The following is a 21,461-nucleotide window of genomic DNA, read 5'->3' on the forward strand; positions in this document are numbered from 1 at the left end:
TGGCGTCTGCCCCGGATGCCGAGGCGGAGCGAGACATCGCCCGTGCGGTGGAAGTCGCCCGTGCCATTGGCGCGCTCGATGTCGGGCAGGGGGCGGTCGTCCAGCAGGGCATCGTCCTGGCGGTGGAGGCCATCGAGGGCACCGATGCGATGCTCGACCGCTGTGCCGGTCTGTCACGGCCCGGACCCGGCGGCGTGCTGGTCAAGGTGAAGAAGCCGAAGCAGGACCGTCGCATCGACCTGCCGACCATGGGCGTCACGACGGTCGAGAAGGCCGCTGCGGCCGGGCTACGCGGTATCGCGGTGGAAGCCGGCGGTAGTCTGCTGGTCGATCGAGCAGCAGTGGCGGCGACGGCCGACCGGCTCGGTCTGTTCGTCACCGGCATAGAGATTCCGCAATGAGCATCAATGTGGCGGCCGATTACGGCCCGACCCTGTTCCTGATCGCCGGCGAGCCGTCGGGCGACGCGCTGGGCGCACGGCTGATGGCGGCGGCGAAGCGGCTGACCGGTGGCAAGGTGCGCTTCGTCGGAATCGGTGGCGAGAAGATGACGGCGGAGGGGCTGGTCAGCCTGTTTCCCATGGGCGAACTGACGCTGTTCGGCATCTTCGAACTGCTGCCGCATTTGCCGAACCTGATCCGCCGCATCGACCAGACGGTTGTTGAGATCGTCCGGTTGCGCCCCGACGCCGTGGTGGGCATCGATTCGCCCGGCTTCACTGTGCGCGTGGCAAAGAAGGTGCGGGCCGCGGAGCCCGCCATTCCGCTGATCCACTATGTGGCGCCCACGGTGTGGGCCTGGAAGCCCAGGCGGGCGGCCAAATATGCTGCCATATATGACCACCTTCTCGCCGTTCTGCCCTTCGAGCCTCCGTATTTCGAGAAGGAGGGGCTGGCCTGCACCTTTGTCGGCCATTCGGTCGTCGAGGGTGGTGCGGGGAAAGGCGACGGTACGGCGTTTCGCGAGCGGCATGGCGTCGCGGCGGACGAGCGGATCGTCATCGTGCTCCCAGGCAGCCGCAAGGGAGAGGTGTCGCGCCTGCTGCCCGACTTTCGCGCGACGCTGGACCTGTTGCGACCGACACACCCCAATCTGGTGGCAGTGGTGCCGACCGTGGCGACGGTGCGCGACCGCGTCGCCGCCGCCATCGCCGATTGGCCGGTCCGTACTCTGCTGGTCGAGGGGGATGCCGAGAAGTACGATGCCTTCGCGGCGGCGGAAGTGGCGCTTGCCGCATCGGGCACGGTCGCATTGGAACTGGCACTTGCCCGACTGCCGACTGTCATCGCCTACCGGCTGAATCCGATCACCGTCGCGCTCTATCGGCGGCTGATCCGGGTGAAGTACGTCAATCTCGTCAACCTGATGCTCGATCGGATGCTGGTTCCGGAACTGCTGCAGCATGACTGCCGGCCCGATAGACTGGCGGCCGAGCTGGGGCGTCTGCTCGACGATCCGGCGGCGCGCCAGGCGCAGGTCGACGGTGTTGCCGAGGTGGCCCGCTGGCTGGGGCAGGGGGATATCCCGCCCAGCGAACGCGCCGCCCGCACCGTCCTGGACGTCGTCGAAGAAAGCCGCTCCAGGACAGCTGAACAACCGCCCAGTTAACCGCCAAGCGGGAGAGTAGAGACCATGAGCGAATTCCGTCTGCTGCATACGATGCTGCGCGTGCTGGATCTGGAGAAGTCTTTGGACTTCTATACCCGTCTGCTCGGTATGAAGCTGCTGCGCCGCAACGACTATGAGGGCGGCCGCTTCACCCTTGCCTTCGTGGGATATGGCGAGGAATCCGACACCGCCGTCCTGGAACTGACCCATAACTGGGACCAGAAGGAGCCGTACGAGATCGGCACCGCCTATGGCCACATCGCGCTCGGCGTTCCGGATATCTACGGCACCTGTGAGAAGCTGGCCGCGGAAGGCGTCAAGATCCCGCGACCGCCGGGTCCGATGAAGCACGGCACCACCGTCATCGCCTTCATCGAGGATCCGGACGGCTACAAGGTCGAGCTGATCGAGAGGAAGTGACTATTCTGCCAGTCATCGGCTTCGGACGGGGGCGTGGTCGGCAACGGCCGTGCCCTTGTCCTATGTGGACGGCGCGGGATCGCGGCGGAAGCGTGCCCGGTAGCTTGCAGGGCTGATCCCCAGACGCTGGCGGAAGTGATGCCGCAGGGTCGCGGCGGAGCCGAAGCCGGCGCGGGTCGCGACTTCTTCCACCGGCAAGGTTCCGCCTTCCAGCAGGTCACGGGCGCGGTTCAGCCGCTCCGTCGCCAGCCATTCGCCGGGCGTGGTGCCGGTCAGCGTCTGGAACCGGCGCAGGAAAGTACGCAGGCTCATGCCGGCGCGCGACGCCATGCTGGACAGGCTGTGGTCCTCCTCCAGAGTTGCCCGCAAATGGTCGAGCAGCGGTCCCAGACGGGCGCCCTCGCGGGCGATGGGCACGGGTGCCTCGATGAACTGCGCCTGACCGCCCTCACGGTGGGGCTGGACCACCAGACGGCGGGCGACGCTGTTGGCGGCGTCATGTCCGAACTCGCGGCGCACCAGATGCAGGCAGAGGTCGATGCCGGCGGCGCTGCCGGCAGAGGTCAGAATGTTGCCCTCGTCCACATAGAGAACGTCGGGCATCACCCGGATGTCGGGATAGAGTTCCCCAAGCATTGCGGCATAGCGCCAGTGGGTGGTCGCGCGGCGGCCCTTCAGCAAGCCCGCGGCGGCCAGCACGAAGGCACCGGAGCAGATCGAGAGGATGCGCGATCCGCGGGTGTCAGCCCGACGCAGCGCCTCCGTCAATTGGACAGGCACCGGTTCGTGAGCGCCGCGCCAGCCGGGAATGACGATGATGTCGGCCTGGTCGAGCAGATCGAGCCCGCCATCGGCCTCGATGCGGATTCCGCCCATCGCCCGCAATGGGCCAGGATCGAGGGCAGCGACGGCGAAGCGATACCAATCGGGGCCAAGCTCAGGGCGTGGAAGACCGAAAACCTCGACGGCCACCCCGAACTCGAAGGTGCACAGACCGTCATATGCAAGCGCGACGGCAAGTGGTGGTGCGGCATTTGGCATGATCTGAACGATAGCTGGCAGTCACGCCACTTTCCAGCGGAAGCGGCGATTGGAATGATGCGGGCGAAGCCCGACGAAGCACGATCAGGAGAGTTCCATGGCCAGTCCCGTCACCGACATTCCGGCCGCATCGCCGGCAGAGGCCGCCGCCCATTTCGCCCGCAAGCTGTCGTTGGAGACCGATTGCTGGGATGTGCATGAGTCGCTGAGATCCGGCAGTCCCGACTTCGTTCTGCTCGACGTGCGCGGTCCGGCGGCCTTCGCCAAAGGGCATCTGCCGGGGGCGTTGAACCTGCCGCATGGCAAGATCACCGAACGGCGGATGATGGAGTGGCCGGAGGGAACGCTGTTCGTCGTCTATTGCGCCGGCCCGCACTGCAACGGCGCGGATCGCGCGGTCTTGCGGCTGGCGCGGATCGGGCGTCCGGTCAAGTTGATGATCGGCGGGATAACGGGCTGGATCGACGAGGGCTTCGCGCTGGCAAGCGGGAGTTGAGCGATTGCCTTAGATGAACACGACACCGGCGACCAGGGCCAGGATCAGCAGATAGACGATCATCCGGCGCACCCGCCAGCCAAGCGGTGCCCGATTATCGTTGGCCGGCGAGCGTAGGCGCACGCGCCGGGCCGGAACGATGTACGCAGTCGGGTCCTGGGCGGCTCCGTTGGAGCCGCCCATTCCCACATGTGCTGTTGGCCGGTTAGCCACGCTCGGCCAGCGGCACGAACGGCCGCTTGGTGTCGCCGGTGTAGAGCTGACGCGGACGGCCGATCTTCTGCACCGGGTCCTCGATCATCTCCTTCCACTGGCTGATCCAGCCGACGGTGCGGGCCAGCGCGAACAGCACGGTGAACATGCTGGTCGGGAAGCCCATCGCCTTCAGGATGATGCCCGAATAGAAATCGACGTTCGGATAGAGCTTCTTCTCGATGAAGTACTCGTCCGACAAGGCGATCTTTTCCAGCTCCATCGCGATGTCCAGCAGCGGCTCGTCCTTGATGCCGAGTTCGCCGAGGACCTCGTGGCAGGTTTGGCGCATGACCTGGGCGCGCGGGTCGTAGTTCTTGTAGACCCGGTGACCGAAGCCCATCAGGCGGAAGTTGTCGTTCTTGTCCTTGGCGCGGCGGACGAATTCGGGAATGCGGTCGACCGAGCCGATCTCCTCCAGCATCTTCAGCACGGCTTCGTTGGCGCCGCCATGGGCCGGACCCCACAGCGAGGCGATGCCGGCGGCGATGCAGGCGAACGGGTTGGCGCCCGACGAACCGGCCAGACGGACGGTGGAGGTCGAAGCGTTCTGCTCGTGGTCGGCATGCAGGATGAAGATCTTGTCCATCGCCTTGGACAGGATCGGGTTGACCTTGAACGGCTCGCAGGGCGTGCCGAAGGTCATGTAGAGGAAGTTCTCGGCATACGACAGGTCGTTGCGCGGATACATGAAGGGCTGGCCGGTCGAATACTTGTAGGCCATCGCCGCGATCGTCGGCATCTTGGCGATCAGGCGGTGCGCGGCGATCTTGCGCTCCCGCGGATCGTTGATGTCCAGCGAGTCGTGGTAGAAGGCCGACAGGGCGCCGACGACGCCGCACATGATCGCCATCGGGTGGGCGTCACGGCGGAAGCCGCTGTAGAACTTGGTCAGCTGCTCGTGCACCATCGAGTGGCGGCGCAGGATGTTCTCGAAATCCGTGCGCTCTGCCGCGGTCGGCAGGTGGTTGTTGAGCAGGAGGAAGCAGACCTCCGGGAAGGTGGAGTTCTCGGCCAGCTCGTCGATGGCGTAGCCGCGGTGCAGCAGGACACCCTCGTCGCCGTCGATGTAGGTGATGCCCGACTCGCAGCTGCCCGTGGAGGTGAAGCCCGGATCGTAGGTGAAATAGCCGGTCGCGGCGTAGAGCTTGCGGATGTCGATCACGCTCGGCCCGACGCTGCCGTGCAGGATCGGCATCGTGACCTGCTTGCCCGTCTTATTGTCGATGAGGGTAACGGTGTCCTTGCCGTCCTCGGTCTGGGTCATCTCGGCACGTCCTTATCGTTGAGGGTCGGGCTTAACGCCCTTTTTTCGTCGGCGCAGCATAGTTCCATGGCAGCCTGATGGCAACGCACGGAAATGACCTTTATGCTGCACCCGCTGCGTCGCGGATGCGAGAAAGCGTCGCTTCCCGGCCCAGCAGTTCGGCCACCTCGAAGATCGGCGGCGACACCGTCGAACCGGTCAGCGCGGCACGCAGCGGCTGGGCCACCTTGCCCAGCTTTTCGCCCCGTGCCTCGGCGAAGGCACGGACCTGCGCCTCCAGCGCCGTGGCGGTGAAATCCGGTTCGCCGGCAAAGGCTTCGGCCAGTTCCTTCAACAGGCCGCGGCCCTTTTCGTCCAGCAGCGCGGTTGCTTTTTCGTCATAGCCGAGCGGCTGCGCTGCGACATAGAAGCGGGCGCTCTGCGCCAGGTCGACGACGGTGCGGGCCCGCTGCTTCAGGCCGTTCATCGCCCGCGTCAGAAGGTAGCGATCCGCGTCGGTCAGGCCTGCGGCCGAGGTCGGCCTCCAGCCGCGGGGCGATCAGCCCGAGAAGCCGGGTATCGTCGGCCAGACGCATATAGTGGGCGTTGAGGTTCTCCAGCTTCGCGAAGTCGAAGCGCGAGGGCGAGCGGCCGATGCTCTCCAGGTTGAACCACTCGATCGCCTGTTCGGTCGAGATGATCTCGTCGTCGCCATGCGACCAGCCGAGCCGCAGCAGGTAGTTGCGCACCGCCTCCGGCAGATAGCCCATGTCGCGGTAGGCATCGACGCCCAGCGCGCCGTGACGCTTGGACAGCTTGGCGCCGTCCGGCCCGTGGATCAGCGGGATATGGCCGAAGCGCGGCAGATCCCAGCCCATGGCGTGGAAGATCTGGATCTGCCTGAAGGTGTTGGTCAGATGGTCGTCACCGCGGATGACGTGGGTCACGTCCATATCGTGGTCGTCCACCACCACCGCCAGCAGATAGGTCGGCGTGCCGTCGGCGCGCAGCAGGATCAGGTCGTCCAGCTGGGCGTTCTGGACCGTGACCTCGCCCTGGACGAGGTCGTTCAGGACCGTCTGGCCTTCCTGCGGCGCCTTCAGGCGGATCACCGGAGCGACGCCGGGAGGCGCGTCGGATTCGGGGCGGTCGCGCCAGCGGCCGTCATAGCGCATCGGCTGCCCGGCGGCCTTCTGGGCGGCGCGCATCTCCTCCAGCTCTTCCGGGCTGCAGTAGCAGCGGTAGGCCTTGCCGGCAGCCAGCATCTGGTGTGCCACCTCGGCGTGGCGGTCCTTGCGTTCGAACTGGCTGACCGCGTCGCCGTCCCAATCCAGGCCCAGCCATTGCAGCCCGTCCAGGATGGCGTCGACCGCCGCCTGGGTCGAACGTTGCCGGTCGGTGTCTTCGATCCGCAGCAGGAACTTGCCGCCGGTGTTGCGGGCGTACAGCCAGTTGAACAGGGCGGTGCGGCCACCGCCGATGTGCAGAAAGCCGGTCGGCGACGGAGCGAAGCGGGTGACGACGGTCATCGGTCTCTCAATTTCCGGTTCGGCGCTGGTATGATGCGCCGGTGGTTCGACACCGTGGTTTAACACAGCCACCGGGTTGGGAGGCAATGCGATGCACGCATGGACGGTCGTTAAGGGGTACGCGGGCGGCATCCCTGCGCCGGGAAGCCGTCGTCGGTGACTGTCGCCGGCTGGCCGGACGAGGAGGCGGATGGTCCCGCAGCATCCGGTGGGCGGTGGCGGCGCCCGTGGCTCCACGTCGGAAGACGACTCGCGGCCTTGGCGGCGGCGGAGGGGGACAGGTGGGTCCTGTGGCTTCCCGTCGCCTTCGGAACCGGAGTGTCGCTGTATTTCGGCCTGATGCGGGAGCCGGACTGGTGGATCGGACCGGCGGCCTGTGGAGGTGGCGTTGCGCTGCTTCTGGTCCTGCGGCGCTGGTTCGCGCTGTTCGGTGCGGCAACGGCGCTGCTGATGGTCGCGGCCGGGTTCCTGGTGGCGCAGGAGCATAGCGCACGGGTGGCGGCGCCGGTGCTGACCCGCGTCATCACCGGGGCCACCGTCACCGGCCGCGTGATGGCGGTGGAGCGGCGGCCGGGTGCCGTCCGCGTCACTCTGCGGGGCCCGGTTGTCAGCCGGTTGCCGCCTGAACGGACACCGGTCGCGCTGCGCATCCGCCTGTCGGATCGCCATGCCGCGCCGGAACCCGGATCGGTGATCAGCCTGCGCGCCACGTTGCTGCCGCCCCAGGCGCCGGCCGAGCCGGGGGCCTTCGACTTTCAGCGGCGGGCCTGGTTCATGGGGCTGGGCGGCACCGGCTACGCCACCGGTGCGGCGGAGGTGGTGGAGGCGCCACCGGTCACGGGCTGGCGCGTGGTGACGGTGGCGTTCGAGCAGGCGCGCGGTGCGATCGCAGAACGGGTAGCTTCGGCCATTGCCGATCCCGTTGAGGCGAGCGTCACCACGGCACTGCTGAACGGGGAACAGTTCGGCATCCCGGACGGGACACTGGAGGATTTCCGCAACAGCGGGCTGGCGCACCTGCTGTCGATTTCCGGCCTGCATGTGGGCATCGCCGCCGGCATCCTGTTCTATGTCGTCAGGGCCTTGCTCGCGCTGGTGCCCTATGTCGCCCTGCGCTGGCCGATCAAGAAGATCGCGGCGCTGTTCGGCATCCTGTCGGCGCTCGCCTATACGCTTCTGGTCGGTGCACCGCTGCCGACGGTGCGGTCGGTGCTGATGACCGGCATGGTGATGGGGGCGATCATGCTGGACCGTCACCCTCTGAGCATGCGGCTGGTCGCCTTTGCCGGGCTGGTGACCATCGCCATGGATCCGGAGGGGATGCTAGGCCCCAGTTTCCAGATGTCCTTCGCGGCGGTGGTGGCGCTGATCGCCGCCTTCGAGCGCGGCAGTCCGCGGCTGGCGGAATGGCGCAGCGAGGCGGGGTGGTTTCTGCGCGGCCTGCTCTATGTCGGCGGCATTCTGCTGACCAGTGTGGTGGCGACGCTGGCGACACTGCCGTTCGCACTCTTCCACTTCCAGCAGATCGCCTTCTATGGCGTGCTGTCCAACCTGATCGCCATTCCGATCACATCCTTCTGGGTCATGCCGTGGAGCTTGATCGCCTACGCCCTGATGCCCTTCAGGCTGGAGGCGCCGGCGCTGATCGCGATGAACTGGGGCGATCGGGCGGTGATCTGGACCGCGGAGTTCTTCGGCCGTCTTCCCGGGGCCTCCCTGACCATGCCGGCGATGCCGGTGGAGGGGTTCGCAGCGCTGGTGCTGGGCGGCATCTGGCTGTGCGTCTGGACCCGGCGGTGGCGCTGGCTGGGGCTGCTGCCGGTTCTGGCAGGGCTGGCTTCGCCGGCACTGGTCACGCGGCCGGACGTGCTGGTCGCGGGGGACGGGACGGTGATGGCGGTGCGGATGCCGGACGGTCGCATCAGCGCTTCGGGCAAGACTGGGGGCCGGGTGATCGAGACATGGCGGGAGCGCGATGGCGAGCGATCGGCTGTCGATCCGTGGCCTGCTGCAGGGGGATGGAGCGAGGGGGAGCGGTCGCTGAGCTGCGATGCGCTGGGGTGTCTGTACCGGGTCAAGGGGAGGACTGTCGCCCTCCCGCGACTGCCGGATGCGCTGGACGAGGATTGCGGGGCGGCCGATGCGGTGGTGACGGCGGCAGTGGCGCGGGGATGCCGGGCCGGGGTCGTGATCGACCGCTGGGCGCTGCGGCACGAGGGGGCGCATGCGCTGTGGATGACGGCGGAGAAGATAGAGGTGGAGACGGTGCGGGGGATCAGGGGGGAGCGGCCTTGGACTGGGGGGAGGATGAGGGAAGCTACACCACCCCCTCCCTAACCCTCCCCCGCTGGGCGGGAGAGGGAACTCCGCTGCTCTGCCGCTCACGCCCTCTCCCGCGGATCGGACGGGCCTTTGGCCGGCCGAGGGCGGGGGAGGGGCGGGGAGCGGGCAACAGGGACTCAGTACTTGCGGACCAGACCGACCAGCTTGCCCTGCACGCGGATGCGGTCGGCGCCGAAGATGCGGGTTTCATAGGCGGCGTTGGCGGGCTCCAGGGCGATGGTGTTGCCCTTGCGGCGCAGGCGCTTCAGCGTCACTTCGCCCTCGTCGACCAGGGCCACGACGATGGTGCCGTTCTCCGCCGCATCGCAGCGCTGGATGATGATGGTGTCGTGATCGAGGATGCCGGCCTCCACCATCGAATCGCCGGAGACCTCCAGCGCGTAATGGTCGCCGGCGGTCAACATCGAGGCGGGGATGTCGACGAAGGCGCTGTTGTCGCGCAACGCTTCGATCGGCGTGCCGGCAGCGATGCGGCCATAGAGCGGGAGCTGCACCGTCTCGTTCGCGGCGGCCGGGGTGGGGGCGGGCGGAGCGGTGTCGCGGCCGGCGAAGGCGAAGTCGCCCTTGATGACGTTGGGTTGGAATTTCGGCTTGGGTGCGGTGCGGGAACGGGCGGCGTCCAGCCCTTCGGGCAGGCGGAGAACCTCCAGCGCGCGGGCGCGGTGGGGCAGGCGGCGGATGAAGCCGCGTTCCTCGAGACCGGTGATGAGACGGTGGATGCCCGACTTGGACTTCAGCCCCAGGGCGTCCTTCATCTCGTCGAACGACGGCGAGACTCCGCCCTGGCCGAGCCGTTCGTGGATGAACAGCAGCAATTCGTGCTGCTTGCGCGTGAGCATGGATGCCTCCCGGCCGTCGCCAGACTGAAGATGGAACAAAAACTAAACGTTGCTCCATGTTCTAGTTTGGTTCCTGCCGCGCGTCAAGCCCTCCATCGGCTTCTTTTAGAACTTGTGTGGAACATTCGGAACGCCGTGAAACAGTTTTCCGGGTGATGTTCAACTGTTCAATCCGCCGTCCAAACGCTGTGCTCAAGTCTAGATGCTGAGCGCTCCATCGGCCAGGGGAAGCACGGTCACCATGGCGCCGGCCGGCTCCGGGTCGGCGTCGGGCCGGCGCGGGATGAGGCAATCGGCCTGGGCATAGAGCGAGGTGATGGCGCTGTCCTGCCGGGCGAAGGGCGTGACGGTCAGGACCCCATCGGGGCCGGCAGCCAGGGTGGCGCGCAGGTACTCCTCGCGCCGGTCGTTCGCCTTCAGCGCGGTGGTCAGACGGGCGCGCAGCGGCGGCCGGTCGTCTTCGGGCGGCAATCCCTGCAGCACGCGCAGAACCGGGCGCAGGAACAGGACGGCGGTGACGCCGGTGGACACCGGATTGCCGGGCAGACCCAGCAGCGGCACCCCGCCGGCGCGGCCGAACATCAGTGCCTTGCCCGGCCGCATCGCCACCGTCTGAACCTCCAGCGCCACCCCTCGGTCGGCCAGCACGTCGCGCACCAGGTCGTAGTCGCCATGGGCGGCACCGCCGGTGGTGACCAGCAGGTCGCAGCCGGCGGCGCCCTTCGCCATGGCGGCGACGCTGTCGGCCGTGTCCTTGGCGACGCCCAGATTGTGGGCGAGCCCGCCCTGGGCGGCGACGAGCGCGCAGAGGCCGAGCGCGTTGGTGCTGACGATCTGGCTCGGCCCCAGCGGATCGCCGGGCAGGGCGATCTCGTCCCCGGTGGCGAGGATGGCGATGCGCGGCCGGCGGTGGACCGAAAGCCAAGGTACATTCCCACCGGCGGCCAGCGCGATGTCGCGGGCGGTCAAACGGCGGCCCTTCGGCAGAAGTTCCTCACCAAGAGTGAAGTCGAAGCCGGCCTGACGGACGAACCGTCCGGCGGCTACGGCCCGGCCGATCCGAACCGTCGCGTCGTCGGCGCTGCAATCCTCCTGCATCACCACGGCGTCGGCGCCATCGGGCAGGGGGGCACCGGTGAAGATGCGCACCGCTTCGCCGGGACCGACGCAGCCGGCAAAGGCATGGCCGGCGGAGGATTCGCCGATGCGGCGCAGGCTGACGGGGGTTTCCGCCGTGGCTGCGGCGATGTCGGCGGAGCGGACTGCCCAGCCATCCATGGCGGCGGCGTGGAAGGGGGGCTGGGTCAGCCGGGCGACCACCGGTTCGGCAAGCACGCGGCCGAGCGCGTCGGGCAGGGCGACCACCTCCGCCGGCAGAGGGGCGAAGGCCGACAGGATGCGGGCGCGCGCCTCTGCGACGGAGATCATGGCGTCAGGCTCCGGCCGATGGCGCGGTTGCGGCAGTGCCCCATTCGCCGCTCTTGCCGCCAGCCTTGTGCAGCAGGCGAACGTCCGTGATGGTCATGCCGCGGTCCACCGCCTTGCACATGTCGTAGACGGTCAGGGCCGCGATGGTGACGGCGGTCAGCGCCTCCATCTCCACGCCGGTCTGGCCCTTCAGCTTGCAGGTGGCGGTGACGTCCACCGCGTTGCGGGCCGGGTCGCAGGAGAGGTCGACCTTGACGGAGGTCAGCATCAGCGGATGGCACAGCGGAATCAGGTCCGGCGTGCGCTTGGCCCCCATGATGCCGGCCAGCCGGGCGACCGACAGCACGTCGCCCTTCTTCACCCCGCCCTGCATGATGAGCGCCAGGGTTTCCGGCTGCATCAGCACGGTGGCCGCGGCGGTGGCGGTGCGTTCGGTGTCCGCCTTGTCGGAGACATCGACCATCACCGCCTTGCCCTCGGCGTCGAAATGGGTGAAGCCGCTCATGCGACGGTCTCCCGCAAGGGTTTCTCCATGAAGACGCTGACGCCGTTCTCTTCGTAGCAGGCGTAGGGGCCGCGGTCGGAGAAGCCGGCCTTGCGGTAGAGCCCCAGCGCCTCGGGCTGATGGATGCCGGATTCCAACAGCAGGGCGGTCAGCCCCTCCGCCCGCGCCTGCTCCTCCAGCCGGGCAAGCAGCCGTTCGCCGATGCGGTGGCCGCGGGCGGCGGGATCGACGAACATCCGCTTGACCTCGCCATAGCCCGAGGGATCGACGCGCAGCGCGGCACAGCCGACCGGAACGCCGTCCTTGCGGGCGACGAAGAAGCGCAGGTCCGGCGCCTCAAGCTCCGCGATGTCGAGGAGGTGGCAGGTGTCGGCCGGATAGAGCTCCAGCAGATAGCGGTCCAGCGCGGCGACCAGCGCGACAACCTGATCCTGGCGCGGGCTTTCCGTGGCGATGGTGATGTCCGGCATGGGCTTAGACCGGAGCCAGCAGGGCGCGGGTGGCGGCGGTCACGTCGGCCTGCCGCATCAGCGATTCACCCACCAGGAAGCAGCGTGCCCCGACCTTGGCCATGCGCGCCAGATCGGCCGGGCTGTAGAGCCCGCTCTCCGCGACCAGCATGCGGTCGGCCGGCACGTTGGCCGCAAGTTCCTCAGTCGTCGCGATGTCGACCGCGAGCGTCTTTAGGTTGCGGTTGTTGACGCCCAGCAGCGGCGTCCGCAGCAGCAGCGCGCGGTCCAGTTCGGCGCGGTCATGCACCTCCACCAGCACGTCCAGCCCCTGGGCGAGGGCGGCGTCCTCGATTTCCGCCGCCTGGGCGTCGGACAGCGAGGCCATGATGATGAGGATGCAGTCGGCACCCAGCGCGCGGGCCTCCACGATCTGATAGGGATCGACCATGAAGTCCTTGCGCAGCACCGGCAGATCGACAGCCGCGCGGGCGGCGACCAGATACTCGTCCTTGCCCTGGAAATAGGGCTCGTCAGTCAGGACCGACAGGCAGCTGGCCCCGCCGTCGCGGTAGGCACGGGCGAGCGCCGGCGGATCGAAATCGGCGCGGATCAGGCCCTTGGACGGGCTGGCCTTCTTGATCTCGGCGATCAGGCCGTAGCGCCCGGCCTCCACCGCGGCGCTCAGCGCCCGGATGAAGCCGCGCGGCGGGTTGGTCTCGTTGGCGGCCTTGGCCGCGGCCTCCACTTCCGACAAGGGGCGGGCGGCCTTGCGGGAGGCGACCAGAGCGCGCTTGTCGTCGTTGATGCGGGTCAGAACGTCGCTCATCAGGCCACCGCCTCGTTGGTGATGGCGACCAGCCGGCGCAGGCGGTCGCGGGCGCCGCCGCTGTCGATGGCGTCGGCGGCCATCGCCACGCCCTCCTTCAGCGTCGCGGCCTTGCCGGCCACCAGCAGGGCGGCGGCGGCGTTCAGCAGCACGATGTCGCGGTAGGGGCTGCGCACCCCGTCGAACAGGGCATGGATCGCCTCGGCGTTGACCTGGGCGTCGCCGCCCTTGAGGTCCTCGATGCGGGCGCGGGGCAGGCCGGCATCCTCCGGCGTCACCTCGAACACCGTCACCTCGCTGTCCTTCAACTGGGCGACGGTGGTGGGGCCGGTGGTGGTGATCTCGTCCAGCCCGTCGGAGCCATGGACGACCCAGGCCGTTTCGGATCCCAGACGCTTCAGCACATGGGCCAGCGGCTCCACCCACTGCTTGGAGAAGACGCCCAGCACCTGCCGCCGGGCGGTCGCCGGGTTGGCGAGCGGACCCAGCAGGTTGAAGACCGTGCGGGTGCCGAGTTCGACGCGGGTCGGGCCGACGTTGCGCATGGCGAGGTGGTGACGCGGCGCCATCAGGAAGGCGATGCCGGCATCCCACAGCGCCTTGCGCACCAGCGCGAAGTCGCAGTCGAGGTTGACGCCGAGGGAGCCCAGCACGTCGGCGGCACCGGATTTCGACGAGATGGCGCGGTTTCCGTGCTTGGCCACCGGCACGCCGCAGGACGACACCACCAGCGCCGCGGCGGTGGAGATATTGTAGGTGCCGGCCCCGTCGCCGCCGGTGCCGCAGGTGTCGATGGTGCCGGGAGGCGCATCGACGGGGATCGCCTTGGCGCGCATGACGCGGGCGGCGCCGGCGATCTCGTCCACCGTCTCGCCACGCACCCGCAGAGCCATCAGGAAGCCGCCCATCTGCGACGGGGTGGCGTTGCCGGACATGATGATGTCGAAGGCGAAGCCGGCCTCGGCCTCGGTCAGGGCGGCGCCGGTGGCGACCTTGCCCAGGATGGCCTTCATATCGGACAGGTCGCCGCTCATGCCGCGTTCTCCAGGGCCGCGGTTTCCGGGCGGGGACGGGTCAGGTCCAGGAAGTTCTGCAGGATCTTGTGGCCGTGCTCGCTCTCGATGCTTTCGGGGTGGAACTGCACCCCGTGGATCGGAAGCTCGCGGTGGGCCAGCGCCATGATGAGGCCATCGGCGGTCTCGCCGGTCACCTCCAGGCAGGCGGGCAGCGTCTCGCGCTCGACGATCAGCGAGTGGTAGCGGGTGGCGCGGAACGGGCTGGGCAGGCCGGCGAGCACGCCGCGGCCCTCGTGCAGGATGTTGTCCACCTTGCCGTGCATGGGAACCGGCGCGCGGATCACCCGTCCGCCGAAAGCCTGACCGATCGACTGGTGGCCGAGGCAGACGCCCATCAGCGGCAGGCGGGCCTTGGCGGCGGCGTCGATCAGGGGAAGGCAGATGCCGGCGCGGTCCGGATCGCAGGGGCCGGGGGACAGCACGATGCCGTCGGGGCGGAGTGCCATCGCCTCGTCCACCGTCAGGGCGTCGTTGCGGCGGACCTGCACGTCGGCGCCAAGCTCGCCCAGGTAGTGGACGAGGTTGTAGGTAAAGCTGTCGTAGTTGTCGATGAGCAGCAGCATGCGCCTTCCACCTTCGCCCGGATCGTCGGGGCCGTTCCGCCCCTGTTCCAACGACCGACACCCTAGCCGCTGAGGGGGCGGATTTCCAGCCTCCGCGCAGAACTCTGCGGTATCAGCGGCAGTCGAGTAGCGGCGGGGTCTTCGGATCGTCCAGCACGGTGCCGAGGATGTCGGCTTCCAGTGTCAGGGTGCAGCGGCGGATCTGGCGCGGCAGGTCGGCGGCGAGCGTCGCCTGGGTGTTGCGATAGCGGCAGACGAGGAAGACGTTCTCGCGGCGCGTGCCGGAGAATTCCCAGACCTGGACGATGCTGCGCCCGCGCCGCGCCTCGCGGTCGGGGGCGAGCGTGGCGGGGGCGGCCGAGGTCATCTGGCTGGCGCGGTCGCCCTCGACGATGGAGATGCCGGCGAAGCTGTGGCTGTCGCGGCCGGGGTAGGGCGACCAGCCGCCGGGGGAGTCGGGCTGCGCCTGCACCGTCAGGCTGGCCGGGCAGTCCTGCCCCTGGGCGGCCAGCGCCGGTGTCGCGGCGGCGATCGGAATCAGGGCGGCGATGACAAAGATGGGACGCATCTGGCGGACTCTTGCGGTTGGGCTCGGCCGGACGGATCAGGGACGCCGCAGCGGCCTCTTGTACCGATTGGGCGATTGCGGTCACGGCGGCAGGGTGCCACTGTGCGGCGCCCCGGTCGCAGGATGGACGTCGTCACCATGGCCCGCAAGGCGCCTTCGAAAGCCCGCAAGTCTCCGCTTCCCCCCTTCCTGTCCAATCCCTTCGTCCTGGCGCTGGCGGCCGTCGCCGCGGTGTTCGCCGTGGCGATGGGAGTGGCGACGCTGACCGGTGGAGGGCCCGGCGGAGGCTCCGGCGGCGAGGCCGGCAAGCCGGCGCCGGTCCAGCAGGCTGCCCAGCAGCAGGGTGGACCGCGGGCCGGCGGGCAGCAGGCGGTGCAGCCGCCGCCTGTGCCGCCGGCAAAGCTGGAGCCGCCTGCCGCAACCTCGCAGCCAGCCGCGCAAGCGGGCACGGAAGGCACGGGTCAAGCGCAGGTGGAGAAGCCGGCGCCGGCCGAGTCCCGACCGCCGGCCACGACGGTGGCGATGCTGCCGCCGCCCGCTCCGCCCGCCCAGCCGCCGGTGCAGGCCCCATTGGGCAACGCCGCACTGTGGCGCAAGAACGCCCTGCCGGCGGAGGTGCCCCAGGGAAAGCCGATCATCGCCATCGTCATCGACGACATGGGGCTGGACCGGAAGCGCTCGACCAGGATGGCGGGGCTGCGCGGACCGCTGACCTTGTCCTGGCTGCCCTATGCCCGCGACCTGCAGGTCCAGGCCAGGGCGGCGCGGGCCAACGGGCACGAACTGATGTTGCACATGCCGATGGAACCCAGCGTGAAGGCCGATCCGGGACCGAATGCCCTGCTGGTCTCGCTCGACCGGGGGGAGATCGTGAAGCGGGCGCGTGCGGCACTGGACAGCTTCGACGGCTATGTCGGGGTCAACAACCATATGGGAAGCCGGTTCACCGCCGACCGGGCCGCGCTGGCGCCTGTGCTGGCCGAACTGCATCGCCGCGGCCTGCTGTGGCTGGACAGCCGGACGACGCCCAACAGCGCCGGGATCGGGCTGGCGCGGGAGCTGAAGATGCCCTGGGTCGGCCGCGACATCTTTCTCGACAACGAGGAAACGGTGGCGGCGGTGAAGGCCCAGCTGGCGAAGACGGAACAGGTGGCGAAGCGGCAGGGCTATGCCGTCGCGATCGGCCATCCGCATGATGCGACAATCGACGCCCTGGCGTCCTGGTTGCCGGACGTGCAAAAGCGTGGCTTCGTACTTGTCCCGGTCAGCGCGGTGGTGCGGACGCACCATGCCGGCGGCTGACCCGACCGTGAAGGGAGCCCCGTGACTATGGCCGATGCATACAAGGTGGAAGGGATGACCTGCGGCGGCTGCGCCCGCTCCGTGTCCAACGCGATCACCAAGGCGGCGCCCGATGCCGCCGTGACCGTCGATCTCGCGACCGGCACCGTGCTGGTGGACGGTGGCATCCCGGTGGAGGTGGTGCGGCAGGCGGTGGAAGCCGCGGGCTTCGATTTCGGCGGTGCCGCGGCCTGACGCCGACCCGGCGCCCATATCGGGTGCGCCGTGTCTGGTGCGCCATGTCTGGTGCGCCATGTCTGGTGCGGGCGCAACAAAACCGTTTTAATAATGTGGATATTGCGGGATACTCGGGCCGACGCGATCCGTGCGGGGAGGTCCCGATGCCGCTCTATTCCTACCGCTGCAAAGCCTGCGACCATGGATTCGAGACCCTGGTGCGCTCCGGAGAAACGCCGGCCTGCCCGTCCTGCGGCAGCGCCGAGCTGAGTCGCCAGCTGTCGAACGTGGCGCCGGAGGGAAAGTCCGGCACCATCGTCCGGTCGGCCCGCCGAATGGCGGCGAAGGAAGGACATTTCAGCAACTACGCGCGGGCGGAACGACCGAAGGGGTGAGGGTGGGAGTGCAATGACCCCTCCCCAACATTGCAGGCCCGCTGAGAGCGGGGAGGTTGGGTTGGGGCATCGAAGCCGACATTCCCCGAGGCAAGCCCTCACACATCCACCACCATATGCGGCCGGAATGCTCCTTCCAGCGTCAGCAGCAGGTGCAGGTAGACGGCCACCTTTCGCGCACCATCGGTGTTGCGGGACAGGCAGTCGCGCAGTTGTTCGGCCAGCCGGGCGGTTTCCGCGTCCAGTTCCGGTGCGGCGGTCGTAACGGCTTCGACGATATGCTCGGGATCGACGGGAAGCGGGGCGGCCGGGTCCTTCAGCAACGCTTCGGCCAGCGCCTCTTCATCATGATGGACCGGGGATGGTGTCGCCGGCGCTGGCGGCGCGCGCCGGGACAGATGACTGCGCAGATTGTCTTTCAGCCGCGCCCGCTGACGCACGTCCAGCCCGTCGAACTGATCGACCTCATCGAACAGAAGATCGTACAGGCGCCGCCGTTGCGGATTGGGCGGGTTATGGTCACGCCGTTCCTGCTCGCGGTCGTGGCGTTCCTGGCGGGAGTTGCGACGGCTGTTGCGGTCGGTGGCGCTGCCGCTCCGCTCGACGCCCGCGGTGGCGCGGACGCTGAATTCCGGCGGACCGATGCCGCGGCCGGATGTGAGATTGCCGGACATGAGCCGCCTCCCGGGACATGGATTCCCTGGCGATCGAGTCTGGCATAGCCGGCGCTTTCGTCAACGTGAAAGCGCCGGCTTTTTTTTTGCGTCAGTCGCCTGCCCCGGCGCCGACCGCGTCGTCGGCGGCGCCCGGCTTGCTCTTGCCGAAGCCGATGGTGGGGAAGACGTTGATCAGCGCGGTGATGAAGGCCGCCAGGTAGGGCAGCGACTGCACCACCAGCAGGCCCGACCACATGAAGGCGTCGCGGTTCTCGTGGCCGAAGACCATGACGATGGCCAGCGCCGCGCCCCACAGCGACACCAGCAGAACCAACTCCTCGCGCGCCATCAGGAAGGCCTGCATCAGCGCCGGCTGGTTCTCGCATTTCGGCGTGCGGACGAAGGGGCGGCCGGAGGTGAAGATGCCCAGCCACATGGCGCGGCCGACCGTGTGGGTCAGAGCCATGCCGGCGACGGCCGCGCCGACCTTGTCCCAGAAGCCGCACTTCACCCGCGCCTCGTAGAGCCAGAGCGACGCGCCGACCTTGAAGGCGAAGACGCTCAGCGTCGGGATCATGAAGACGTTGGGCGGGAACTCGAAATATTTCGGGAAGGCCATCAGGCCGATGGACCACAGGATGCCGGCGATGCCGAAGATCATGTGGGCGGCGTCGGCGAACCAGGGCAGCCAGCCGGTGATGAAATGGTATTTCTGGCCGGCGGTCAGCTCCTTGGCGCCCGGCGACAGCTGCCGCCAGTGATGCTTCAGGATCTGCACCGCTCCATAGGCCCAGCGGAAGCGCTGCGTCTTGTAGGCGGAGAAGCTGTCGGGAACCAGGCCCTTGCCGTAGCTCTCCGGCATGTAGACGGCCTCATAGCCATGCTCGAACAGGCGCAGGCCGAGGTCGGCGTCCTCGGTGATGCACCACTCGCCCCAGCGGCCGACCTTTTCCAGGGCCGACTTGCGGATGATGGTCATGGTCCCGTGCTGGATGATCGCGTTGCGCTCGTTCCGCTGGATCATGCCGATGTGGAAGAAGCCGGCATATTCCCAGTTGGTCATGCGCTGGAACAGGTCGTGCTCCCACTCGCGATAGTCCTGCGGCGACTGGACGAAGCCGACCTCCGGCCGGTTGAAGTGCGGGATGGTCGCCTTCAGCCAGTCGGGATGGACCTGATAGTCGCTGTCGATGACGGCGATGTGTTCGGCATCGGGCGCCGTCTGCGCCAGACCGAAATTCAGCGCACCGGCCTTGAAACCCGGCCAGTTGTCGAGGTGGAAGAAGCGGAACTTCGGCCCGAGCTTCTTGCAATATTCCTCGATCGGGCGCCAGACGGCCGGGTCCTTGGTATTGTTGTCGAGCAGCAGGACTTCGTAGTTCGGGTAGTCCAGCCGGGCCAGCGCGTCCAGTGTCTCCATGACCATGTGCGGCGGTTCGTTGTAGCAGGGCACATGGATCGACACCTTCGCCGCGTTGGGCAGCGGGGCGGCGGAGCAGGGGACGAACTTGCGCTTGAACTTGTGCTGCCAGACGACTTCCGTCAGTTCCATGCCGTCGATCAGCATGACCGCGAACAGCACCAGCTGGCAGAAGATCAATAGGCCCCAGGCGATTTCGGTGGTCAGCGCGAGGCCGGCGGCCGACGCGGCGCTGACGGTGAAGACCAGGACGGAGGCGACCGCCTGGATCAGCGCGCCGTAGAAGATCTGCCCGCCGATCTTCAGGTCGCTGCGGCGCCACAGGAAGAACACCAGCGGCAGGAAGCCCAGGGCTACGGCAGTGGCGCACTTGACCTCCCAGTTGCGGACCTCGTTCACCCCGCCGATCATCGGGAATTTCGGGTTGCGCTGGTAGTCCCACAGGCCCCAGCTGGTGCCGGCCGTGCCCTCGATCTCCCGCTTCCAGGGCTGGTCGAAGGCTTCCATGATGAAGTAGTCGAGCTTGTTCTGGGCGGCGACGTTCAGGAAGTTGCGGATGAACTTGGCCTGATTGACCTGGCTGGCCTCGGCGCCCCGGCGCCAGGGGCCATCGGCCGGCCAGCCGATCTCACCGATCAGGATGTGCTTGTTGGGAAACTTCTGCTTCAGTTCATTGTAGCGGAACATGGCGTAATCGACCGACTGGTCGACCGGAACGCCTTCCCAATAGGGCAGCAGATGGACTGCTAGGAAGTCCACGGCGTCGGCCAGTTCCGGGTTCTTCAGCCAGACGTGCCACGGCTCGGCGATGGAAACCGGAACGTTGACCTTCTTCTTCACCCGCTTGACGTACTCGATGGCCTGCGGAACGGTCAGGTCGGCGCGCAGGATCGCCTCGTTGCCGACCAGCACGCGGCGCACGTTGCTGTTGGCGCGCGCCAGCTTGATCAGGCCGGCCAGTTCGGGCTCGTCGATCTCGGGCTTGCCGGCGGTCCAGGCGCCGGCGGTGACCGGCAGCCCGTGCTTGGCGGCGATGGCCGCCACCATTTCGGAACCGTCGGTGGTGGAATAGGTGCGGACGGCCTTCACGGCGCCTTGCAGCGCGGCCATGTCCTTTTCGATGTCCTCTGCGGTCGCCTTGTCGCCCTTCGACGGGCTCTTGTCGGCGTGGAACGGGGTATAGGCGACGCCGGTGATGGCGCCGGCCCAGGACCGTTCGTCCACCGGGCGGTTCCACAGCGCCCAGAGGGCGACGTTGCCGAGGATCACCAGAAGCAGAACCGCGAAGGCTGATTTGCGCATGTGGGTCGTTCCCGCTCGCCGCACCAGAAAACATGGATACGGCCCGGAAAATGGCGCAAGGCGACTGTTGCCGCCCCGACCATCACCCGGACCGAACTCAAAACGTCGTCCAACGAATGCCGCTGCGCCATATGGCCGGCGCGCACGGCCTTCTATACAAGCTTCGCGGTTGCCCCGCCACTGCCGGCTATAACAGAGCAGCGTCCGGTTTATTCCCGCACGCCGCATCTGCCGAACGCCAGGAAGGAGTGAAGCATGTTTTCCCTTAACGAACGGCTACAGGCCGACACCCGTCATGTGACCGATCTTGGGCTTTGCCGGGTGTTGCTGATGAACAACGCCCTGTGGCCGTGGCTGATCCTGGTGCCGATGCGCAAGGATGCGGTGGAGATCCACCGGCTGGACGAGGGCGACCAGTTGGTGCTGATGCGCGAGATCGCGCTCGCGTCGCGCGTGGTGGAGCGGCTGTTCGCGCCGGACAAGATGAATGTCGGGGCGCTGGGCAACATGGTGCCGCAGTTGCACGTCCATGTGATCGGCCGCAAGCGCGGCGATCCGGCTTGGCCCGGCCCGGTTTGGGGCTCCGGCCATTCCCGGCCCTACGAGCCAGCGGAGGCGGAAGCGCTGGTGGAGCGGCTGGCGGAGGCATTGCGGAAAGACGCGTGAACTTTGCCGTGCCGGAAGTGTTGGGGTGGTCAACCAACTTTACGGGAGACCGCCGCCATGACCGACCAGGACCGCTCCAAATCCGTGACCTCCGACGCGCCGTCGGACGCCGCCCAGCGAATCGAGGACAAGCTGGTGGACAAGACCGGCAAGGCCTCGGGCGATCCCGACAAGCCCGTTCAGAAGAAATGGGAGGAGATGGGCGAGCGGGAGGAGATCATCGAGAAGAGCCAGCGTGAGGGGGGAGGGGCTTAAAGGGCGAACGATAGCCGGCATTTCCCCCCTCCCTAACCCTCCCCCGCTGGGCGGGA

The 21,461-nt window shown here is 68.0% G+C and carries 23 protein-coding genes and 1 pseudogene; 10 read left to right on the forward strand and 14 right to left on the reverse strand.

What is annotated here, in order from left to right; translation table 11 throughout:
* The 3 genes from F1643_RS20110 to gloA all read left to right on the forward strand — a co-directional run.
* On the forward strand, window positions 1-401 hold a 401-nt coding region (locus F1643_RS20110; protein WP_194915035.1), incomplete at its 5' end, for an LpxI family protein.
* Entirely contained in the window at window positions 398-1,609 is a 1,212-nt protein-coding gene (gene lpxB, locus F1643_RS20115; protein WP_194915038.1) for a lipid-A-disaccharide synthase, read from the forward strand. The genes F1643_RS20110 and lpxB, both read left to right, overlap by 4 nt.
* 24 nt (window positions 1,610-1,633) lie before the next feature.
* The gene (gene gloA / locus F1643_RS20120) at window positions 1,634-2,029 is read left to right on the forward strand and encodes a lactoylglutathione lyase (RefSeq protein WP_149223398.1); all 396 of its coding nucleotides are present in this window, start codon (window positions 1,634-1,636) and stop codon (window positions 2,027-2,029) included.
* Between the two features lie 60 nt (window positions 2,030-2,089).
* Here the strand turns inward: gloA and ftrA are convergent, their stop codons facing one another.
* Window positions 2,090-3,070 carry a transcriptional regulator FtrA gene (gene ftrA, locus F1643_RS20125; RefSeq protein WP_194915039.1) on the reverse strand — a complete coding sequence of 327 codons (981 nt, stop codon included), beginning with the start codon at window positions 3,068-3,070 and terminating at the stop codon, window positions 2,090-2,092.
* 97 nt (window positions 3,071-3,167) lie between these two features.
* On the opposite strand from ftrA, the gene F1643_RS20130 reads away from it, so the two are divergent.
* A complete protein-coding gene (locus F1643_RS20130; RefSeq protein ID WP_194915041.1) occupies window positions 3,168-3,566 on the forward strand; it encodes a rhodanese-like domain-containing protein in 399 nt (132 codons plus the stop codon).
* Between the two features lie 9 nt (window positions 3,567-3,575).
* On the opposite strand, the gene F1643_RS20135 is transcribed toward F1643_RS20130, so the two are convergent.
* The 3 genes and pseudogenes from F1643_RS20135 to gltX all read right to left on the reverse strand — a co-directional run bounded on the left by F1643_RS20135 (window position 3,576) and on the right by gltX (window position 6,593).
* Window positions 3,576-3,749, reverse strand: coding sequence for a hypothetical protein (locus tag F1643_RS20135; protein WP_194915044.1), 174 nt, complete (start codon window positions 3,747-3,749; stop codon window positions 3,576-3,578).
* Between the two features lie 22 nt (window positions 3,750-3,771).
* Window positions 3,772-5,085 carry a citrate synthase gene (gene gltA, locus F1643_RS20140; protein ID WP_194915045.1) on the reverse strand — a complete coding sequence of 438 codons (1,314 nt, stop codon included), beginning with the start codon at window positions 5,083-5,085 and terminating at the stop codon, window positions 3,772-3,774.
* A 100-nt stretch (window positions 5,086-5,185) separates the two neighbouring features.
* Window positions 5,186-6,593: pseudogene (gltX, locus tag F1643_RS20145) on the reverse strand (glutamate--tRNA ligase).
* Window positions 6,594-6,749: 156 nt separating this feature from the next.
* Here gltX and F1643_RS20150 point away from each other — a divergent pair.
* A complete protein-coding gene (locus F1643_RS20150) occupies window positions 6,750-8,930 on the forward strand; it encodes a ComEC/Rec2 family competence protein (protein WP_194915046.1) in 2,181 nt (726 codons plus the stop codon).
* Window positions 8,931-9,052: 122 nt separating this feature from the next.
* Here the strand turns inward: F1643_RS20150 and lexA are convergent, their stop codons facing one another.
* The 8 genes from lexA to F1643_RS20190 all read right to left on the reverse strand — a co-directional run bounded on the left by lexA (window position 9,053) and on the right by F1643_RS20190 (window position 15,193).
* A complete protein-coding gene (gene lexA / locus F1643_RS20155; protein ID WP_194915047.1) occupies window positions 9,053-9,775 on the reverse strand; it encodes a transcriptional repressor LexA in 723 nt (240 codons plus the stop codon).
* Window positions 9,776-9,973: 198 nt separating this feature from the next.
* A complete protein-coding gene (gene glp / locus F1643_RS20160) occupies window positions 9,974-11,203 on the reverse strand; it encodes a gephyrin-like molybdotransferase Glp (RefSeq protein ID WP_194915048.1) in 1,230 nt (409 codons plus the stop codon).
* 4 nt (window positions 11,204-11,207) lie between these two features.
* Window positions 11,208-11,708, reverse strand: coding sequence for a cyclic pyranopterin monophosphate synthase MoaC (gene moaC, locus F1643_RS20165; protein WP_194915049.1), 501 nt, complete (start codon window positions 11,706-11,708; stop codon window positions 11,208-11,210).
* Window positions 11,705-12,178 carry a GNAT family N-acetyltransferase gene (locus F1643_RS20170; RefSeq protein ID WP_194915050.1) on the reverse strand — a complete coding sequence of 158 codons (474 nt, stop codon included), beginning with the start codon at window positions 12,176-12,178 and terminating at the stop codon, window positions 11,705-11,707. The genes moaC and F1643_RS20170 overlap by 4 nt, the downstream gene beginning before the upstream one ends.
* A gap of 4 nt (window positions 12,179-12,182) precedes the next feature.
* A complete protein-coding gene (trpC, locus tag F1643_RS20175) occupies window positions 12,183-12,986 on the reverse strand; it encodes an indole-3-glycerol phosphate synthase TrpC (protein ID WP_194915052.1) in 804 nt (267 codons plus the stop codon).
* Window positions 12,986-14,020 (reverse strand): anthranilate phosphoribosyltransferase, encoded by a 1,035-nt coding sequence (trpD, locus tag F1643_RS20180; protein ID WP_194915054.1) that lies wholly within the window; start codon window positions 14,018-14,020, stop codon window positions 12,986-12,988. Before trpD ends, trpC begins: the two co-directional genes overlap by 1 nt.
* Entirely contained in the window at window positions 14,017-14,625 is a 609-nt protein-coding gene (locus tag F1643_RS20185) for an aminodeoxychorismate/anthranilate synthase component II (protein WP_194915056.1), read from the reverse strand. The genes trpD and F1643_RS20185 overlap by 4 nt, the downstream gene beginning before the upstream one ends.
* A 112-nt stretch (window positions 14,626-14,737) precedes the next feature.
* A complete protein-coding gene (locus tag F1643_RS20190; protein ID WP_194915058.1) occupies window positions 14,738-15,193 on the reverse strand; it encodes an STY0301 family protein in 456 nt (151 codons plus the stop codon).
* A 123-nt stretch (window positions 15,194-15,316) separates the two neighbouring features.
* Between F1643_RS20190 and F1643_RS20195 the strand changes: the two genes are divergently transcribed.
* The 3 genes from F1643_RS20195 to F1643_RS20205 all read left to right on the forward strand — a co-directional run bounded on the left by F1643_RS20195 (window position 15,317) and on the right by F1643_RS20205 (window position 17,106).
* Entirely contained in the window at window positions 15,317-16,495 is a 1,179-nt protein-coding gene (locus F1643_RS20195; protein WP_255543106.1) for a divergent polysaccharide deacetylase family protein, read from the forward strand.
* A gap of 27 nt (window positions 16,496-16,522) precedes the next feature.
* Entirely contained in the window at window positions 16,523-16,729 is a 207-nt protein-coding gene (locus F1643_RS20200; RefSeq protein WP_194915059.1) for a heavy-metal-associated domain-containing protein, read from the forward strand.
* Window positions 16,730-16,875: 146 nt separating this feature from the next.
* Window positions 16,876-17,106: a zinc ribbon domain-containing protein gene (locus F1643_RS20205; RefSeq protein WP_194915061.1), complete on the forward strand. Its 231-nt coding sequence runs from the start codon at window positions 16,876-16,878 to the stop codon at window positions 17,104-17,106.
* A 98-nt stretch (window positions 17,107-17,204) separates the two neighbouring features.
* On the opposite strand, the gene F1643_RS20210 is transcribed toward F1643_RS20205, so the two are convergent.
* Both F1643_RS20210 and F1643_RS20215 read right to left on the reverse strand, forming a co-directional pair.
* Window positions 17,205-17,780 (reverse strand): hypothetical protein, encoded by a 576-nt coding sequence (locus tag F1643_RS20210; RefSeq protein ID WP_194915062.1) that lies wholly within the window; start codon window positions 17,778-17,780, stop codon window positions 17,205-17,207.
* Between the two features lie 91 nt (window positions 17,781-17,871).
* A complete protein-coding gene (locus tag F1643_RS20215) occupies window positions 17,872-20,484 on the reverse strand; it encodes a glycosyltransferase (RefSeq protein ID WP_194915063.1) in 2,613 nt (870 codons plus the stop codon).
* 255 nt (window positions 20,485-20,739) lie between these two features.
* Between F1643_RS20215 and F1643_RS20220 the strand changes: the two genes are divergently transcribed.
* Both F1643_RS20220 and F1643_RS20225 read left to right on the forward strand, forming a co-directional pair.
* Window positions 20,740-21,150, forward strand: a complete 411-nt coding sequence (locus F1643_RS20220) for an HIT domain-containing protein (protein ID WP_194915064.1) — start codon at window positions 20,740-20,742, stop codon at window positions 21,148-21,150.
* Window positions 21,151-21,207: 57 nt separating this feature from the next.
* Window positions 21,208-21,405 carry a hypothetical protein gene (locus F1643_RS20225; RefSeq protein ID WP_194915065.1) on the forward strand — a complete coding sequence of 66 codons (198 nt, stop codon included), beginning with the start codon at window positions 21,208-21,210 and terminating at the stop codon, window positions 21,403-21,405.
* Window positions 21,406-21,461: the final 56 nt, after the last annotated feature.

The sequence above is a fragment of the Azospirillum sp. INR13 genome, assembly GCF_015390205.1.
GTDB lineage: Bacteria > Pseudomonadota > Alphaproteobacteria > Azospirillales > Azospirillaceae > Azospirillum.

Excerpts from the sequence above, each read along its gene's own strand:
- F1643_RS20200 (WP_194915059.1), top strand. The coding sequence starts at position 16,523 with ATGGCCGATGCATACAAGGTGGAAGGGATGACCTGCGGCGGCTGCGCC.
- F1643_RS20185 (WP_194915056.1), bottom strand. The coding sequence starts at position 14,625 with ATGCTGCTGCTCATCGACAACTACGACAGCTTTACCTACAACCTCGTC.
- gloA (WP_149223398.1), top strand. The coding sequence starts at position 1,634 with ATGAGCGAATTCCGTCTGCTGCATACGATGCTGCGCGTGCTGGATCTG.
- moaC (WP_194915049.1), bottom strand. The coding sequence starts at position 11,708 with ATGAGCGGCTTCACCCATTTCGACGCCGAGGGCAAGGCGGTGATGGTC.
- F1643_RS20220 (WP_194915064.1), top strand. The coding sequence starts at position 20,740 with ATGTTTTCCCTTAACGAACGGCTACAGGCCGACACCCGTCATGTGACC.
- F1643_RS20210 (WP_194915062.1), bottom strand. The coding sequence starts at position 17,780 with ATGTCCGGCAATCTCACATCCGGCCGCGGCATCGGTCCGCCGGAATTC.
- lpxB (WP_194915038.1), top strand. The coding sequence starts at position 398 with ATGAGCATCAATGTGGCGGCCGATTACGGCCCGACCCTGTTCCTGATC.
- gltA (WP_194915045.1), bottom strand. The coding sequence starts at position 5,085 with ATGACCCAGACCGAGGACGGCAAGGACACCGTTACCCTCATCGACAAT.
- F1643_RS20215 (WP_194915063.1), bottom strand. The coding sequence starts at position 20,484 with ATGCGCAAATCAGCCTTCGCGGTTCTGCTTCTGGTGATCCTCGGCAAC.
- trpD (WP_194915054.1), bottom strand. The coding sequence starts at position 14,020 with ATGAGCGGCGACCTGTCCGATATGAAGGCCATCCTGGGCAAGGTCGCC.
- F1643_RS20195 (WP_255543106.1), top strand. The coding sequence starts at position 15,317 with ATGGACGTCGTCACCATGGCCCGCAAGGCGCCTTCGAAAGCCCGCAAG.
- F1643_RS20170 (WP_194915050.1), bottom strand. The coding sequence starts at position 12,178 with ATGCCGGACATCACCATCGCCACGGAAAGCCCGCGCCAGGATCAGGTT.
- F1643_RS20225 (WP_194915065.1), top strand. The coding sequence starts at position 21,208 with ATGACCGACCAGGACCGCTCCAAATCCGTGACCTCCGACGCGCCGTCG.
- glp (WP_194915048.1), bottom strand. The coding sequence starts at position 11,203 with ATGATCTCCGTCGCAGAGGCGCGCGCCCGCATCCTGTCGGCCTTCGCC.
- F1643_RS20205 (WP_194915061.1), top strand. The coding sequence starts at position 16,876 with ATGCCGCTCTATTCCTACCGCTGCAAAGCCTGCGACCATGGATTCGAG.
- F1643_RS20190 (WP_194915058.1), bottom strand. The coding sequence starts at position 15,193 with ATGCGTCCCATCTTTGTCATCGCCGCCCTGATTCCGATCGCCGCCGCG.
- F1643_RS20135 (WP_194915044.1), bottom strand. The coding sequence starts at position 3,749 with ATGGGCGGCTCCAACGGAGCCGCCCAGGACCCGACTGCGTACATCGTT.
- trpC (WP_194915052.1), bottom strand. The coding sequence starts at position 12,986 with ATGAGCGACGTTCTGACCCGCATCAACGACGACAAGCGCGCTCTGGTC.
- ftrA (WP_194915039.1), bottom strand. The coding sequence starts at position 3,070 with ATGCCAAATGCCGCACCACCACTTGCCGTCGCGCTTGCATATGACGGT.
- lexA (WP_194915047.1), bottom strand. The coding sequence starts at position 9,775 with ATGCTCACGCGCAAGCAGCACGAATTGCTGCTGTTCATCCACGAACGG.
- F1643_RS20130 (WP_194915041.1), top strand. The coding sequence starts at position 3,168 with ATGGCCAGTCCCGTCACCGACATTCCGGCCGCATCGCCGGCAGAGGCC.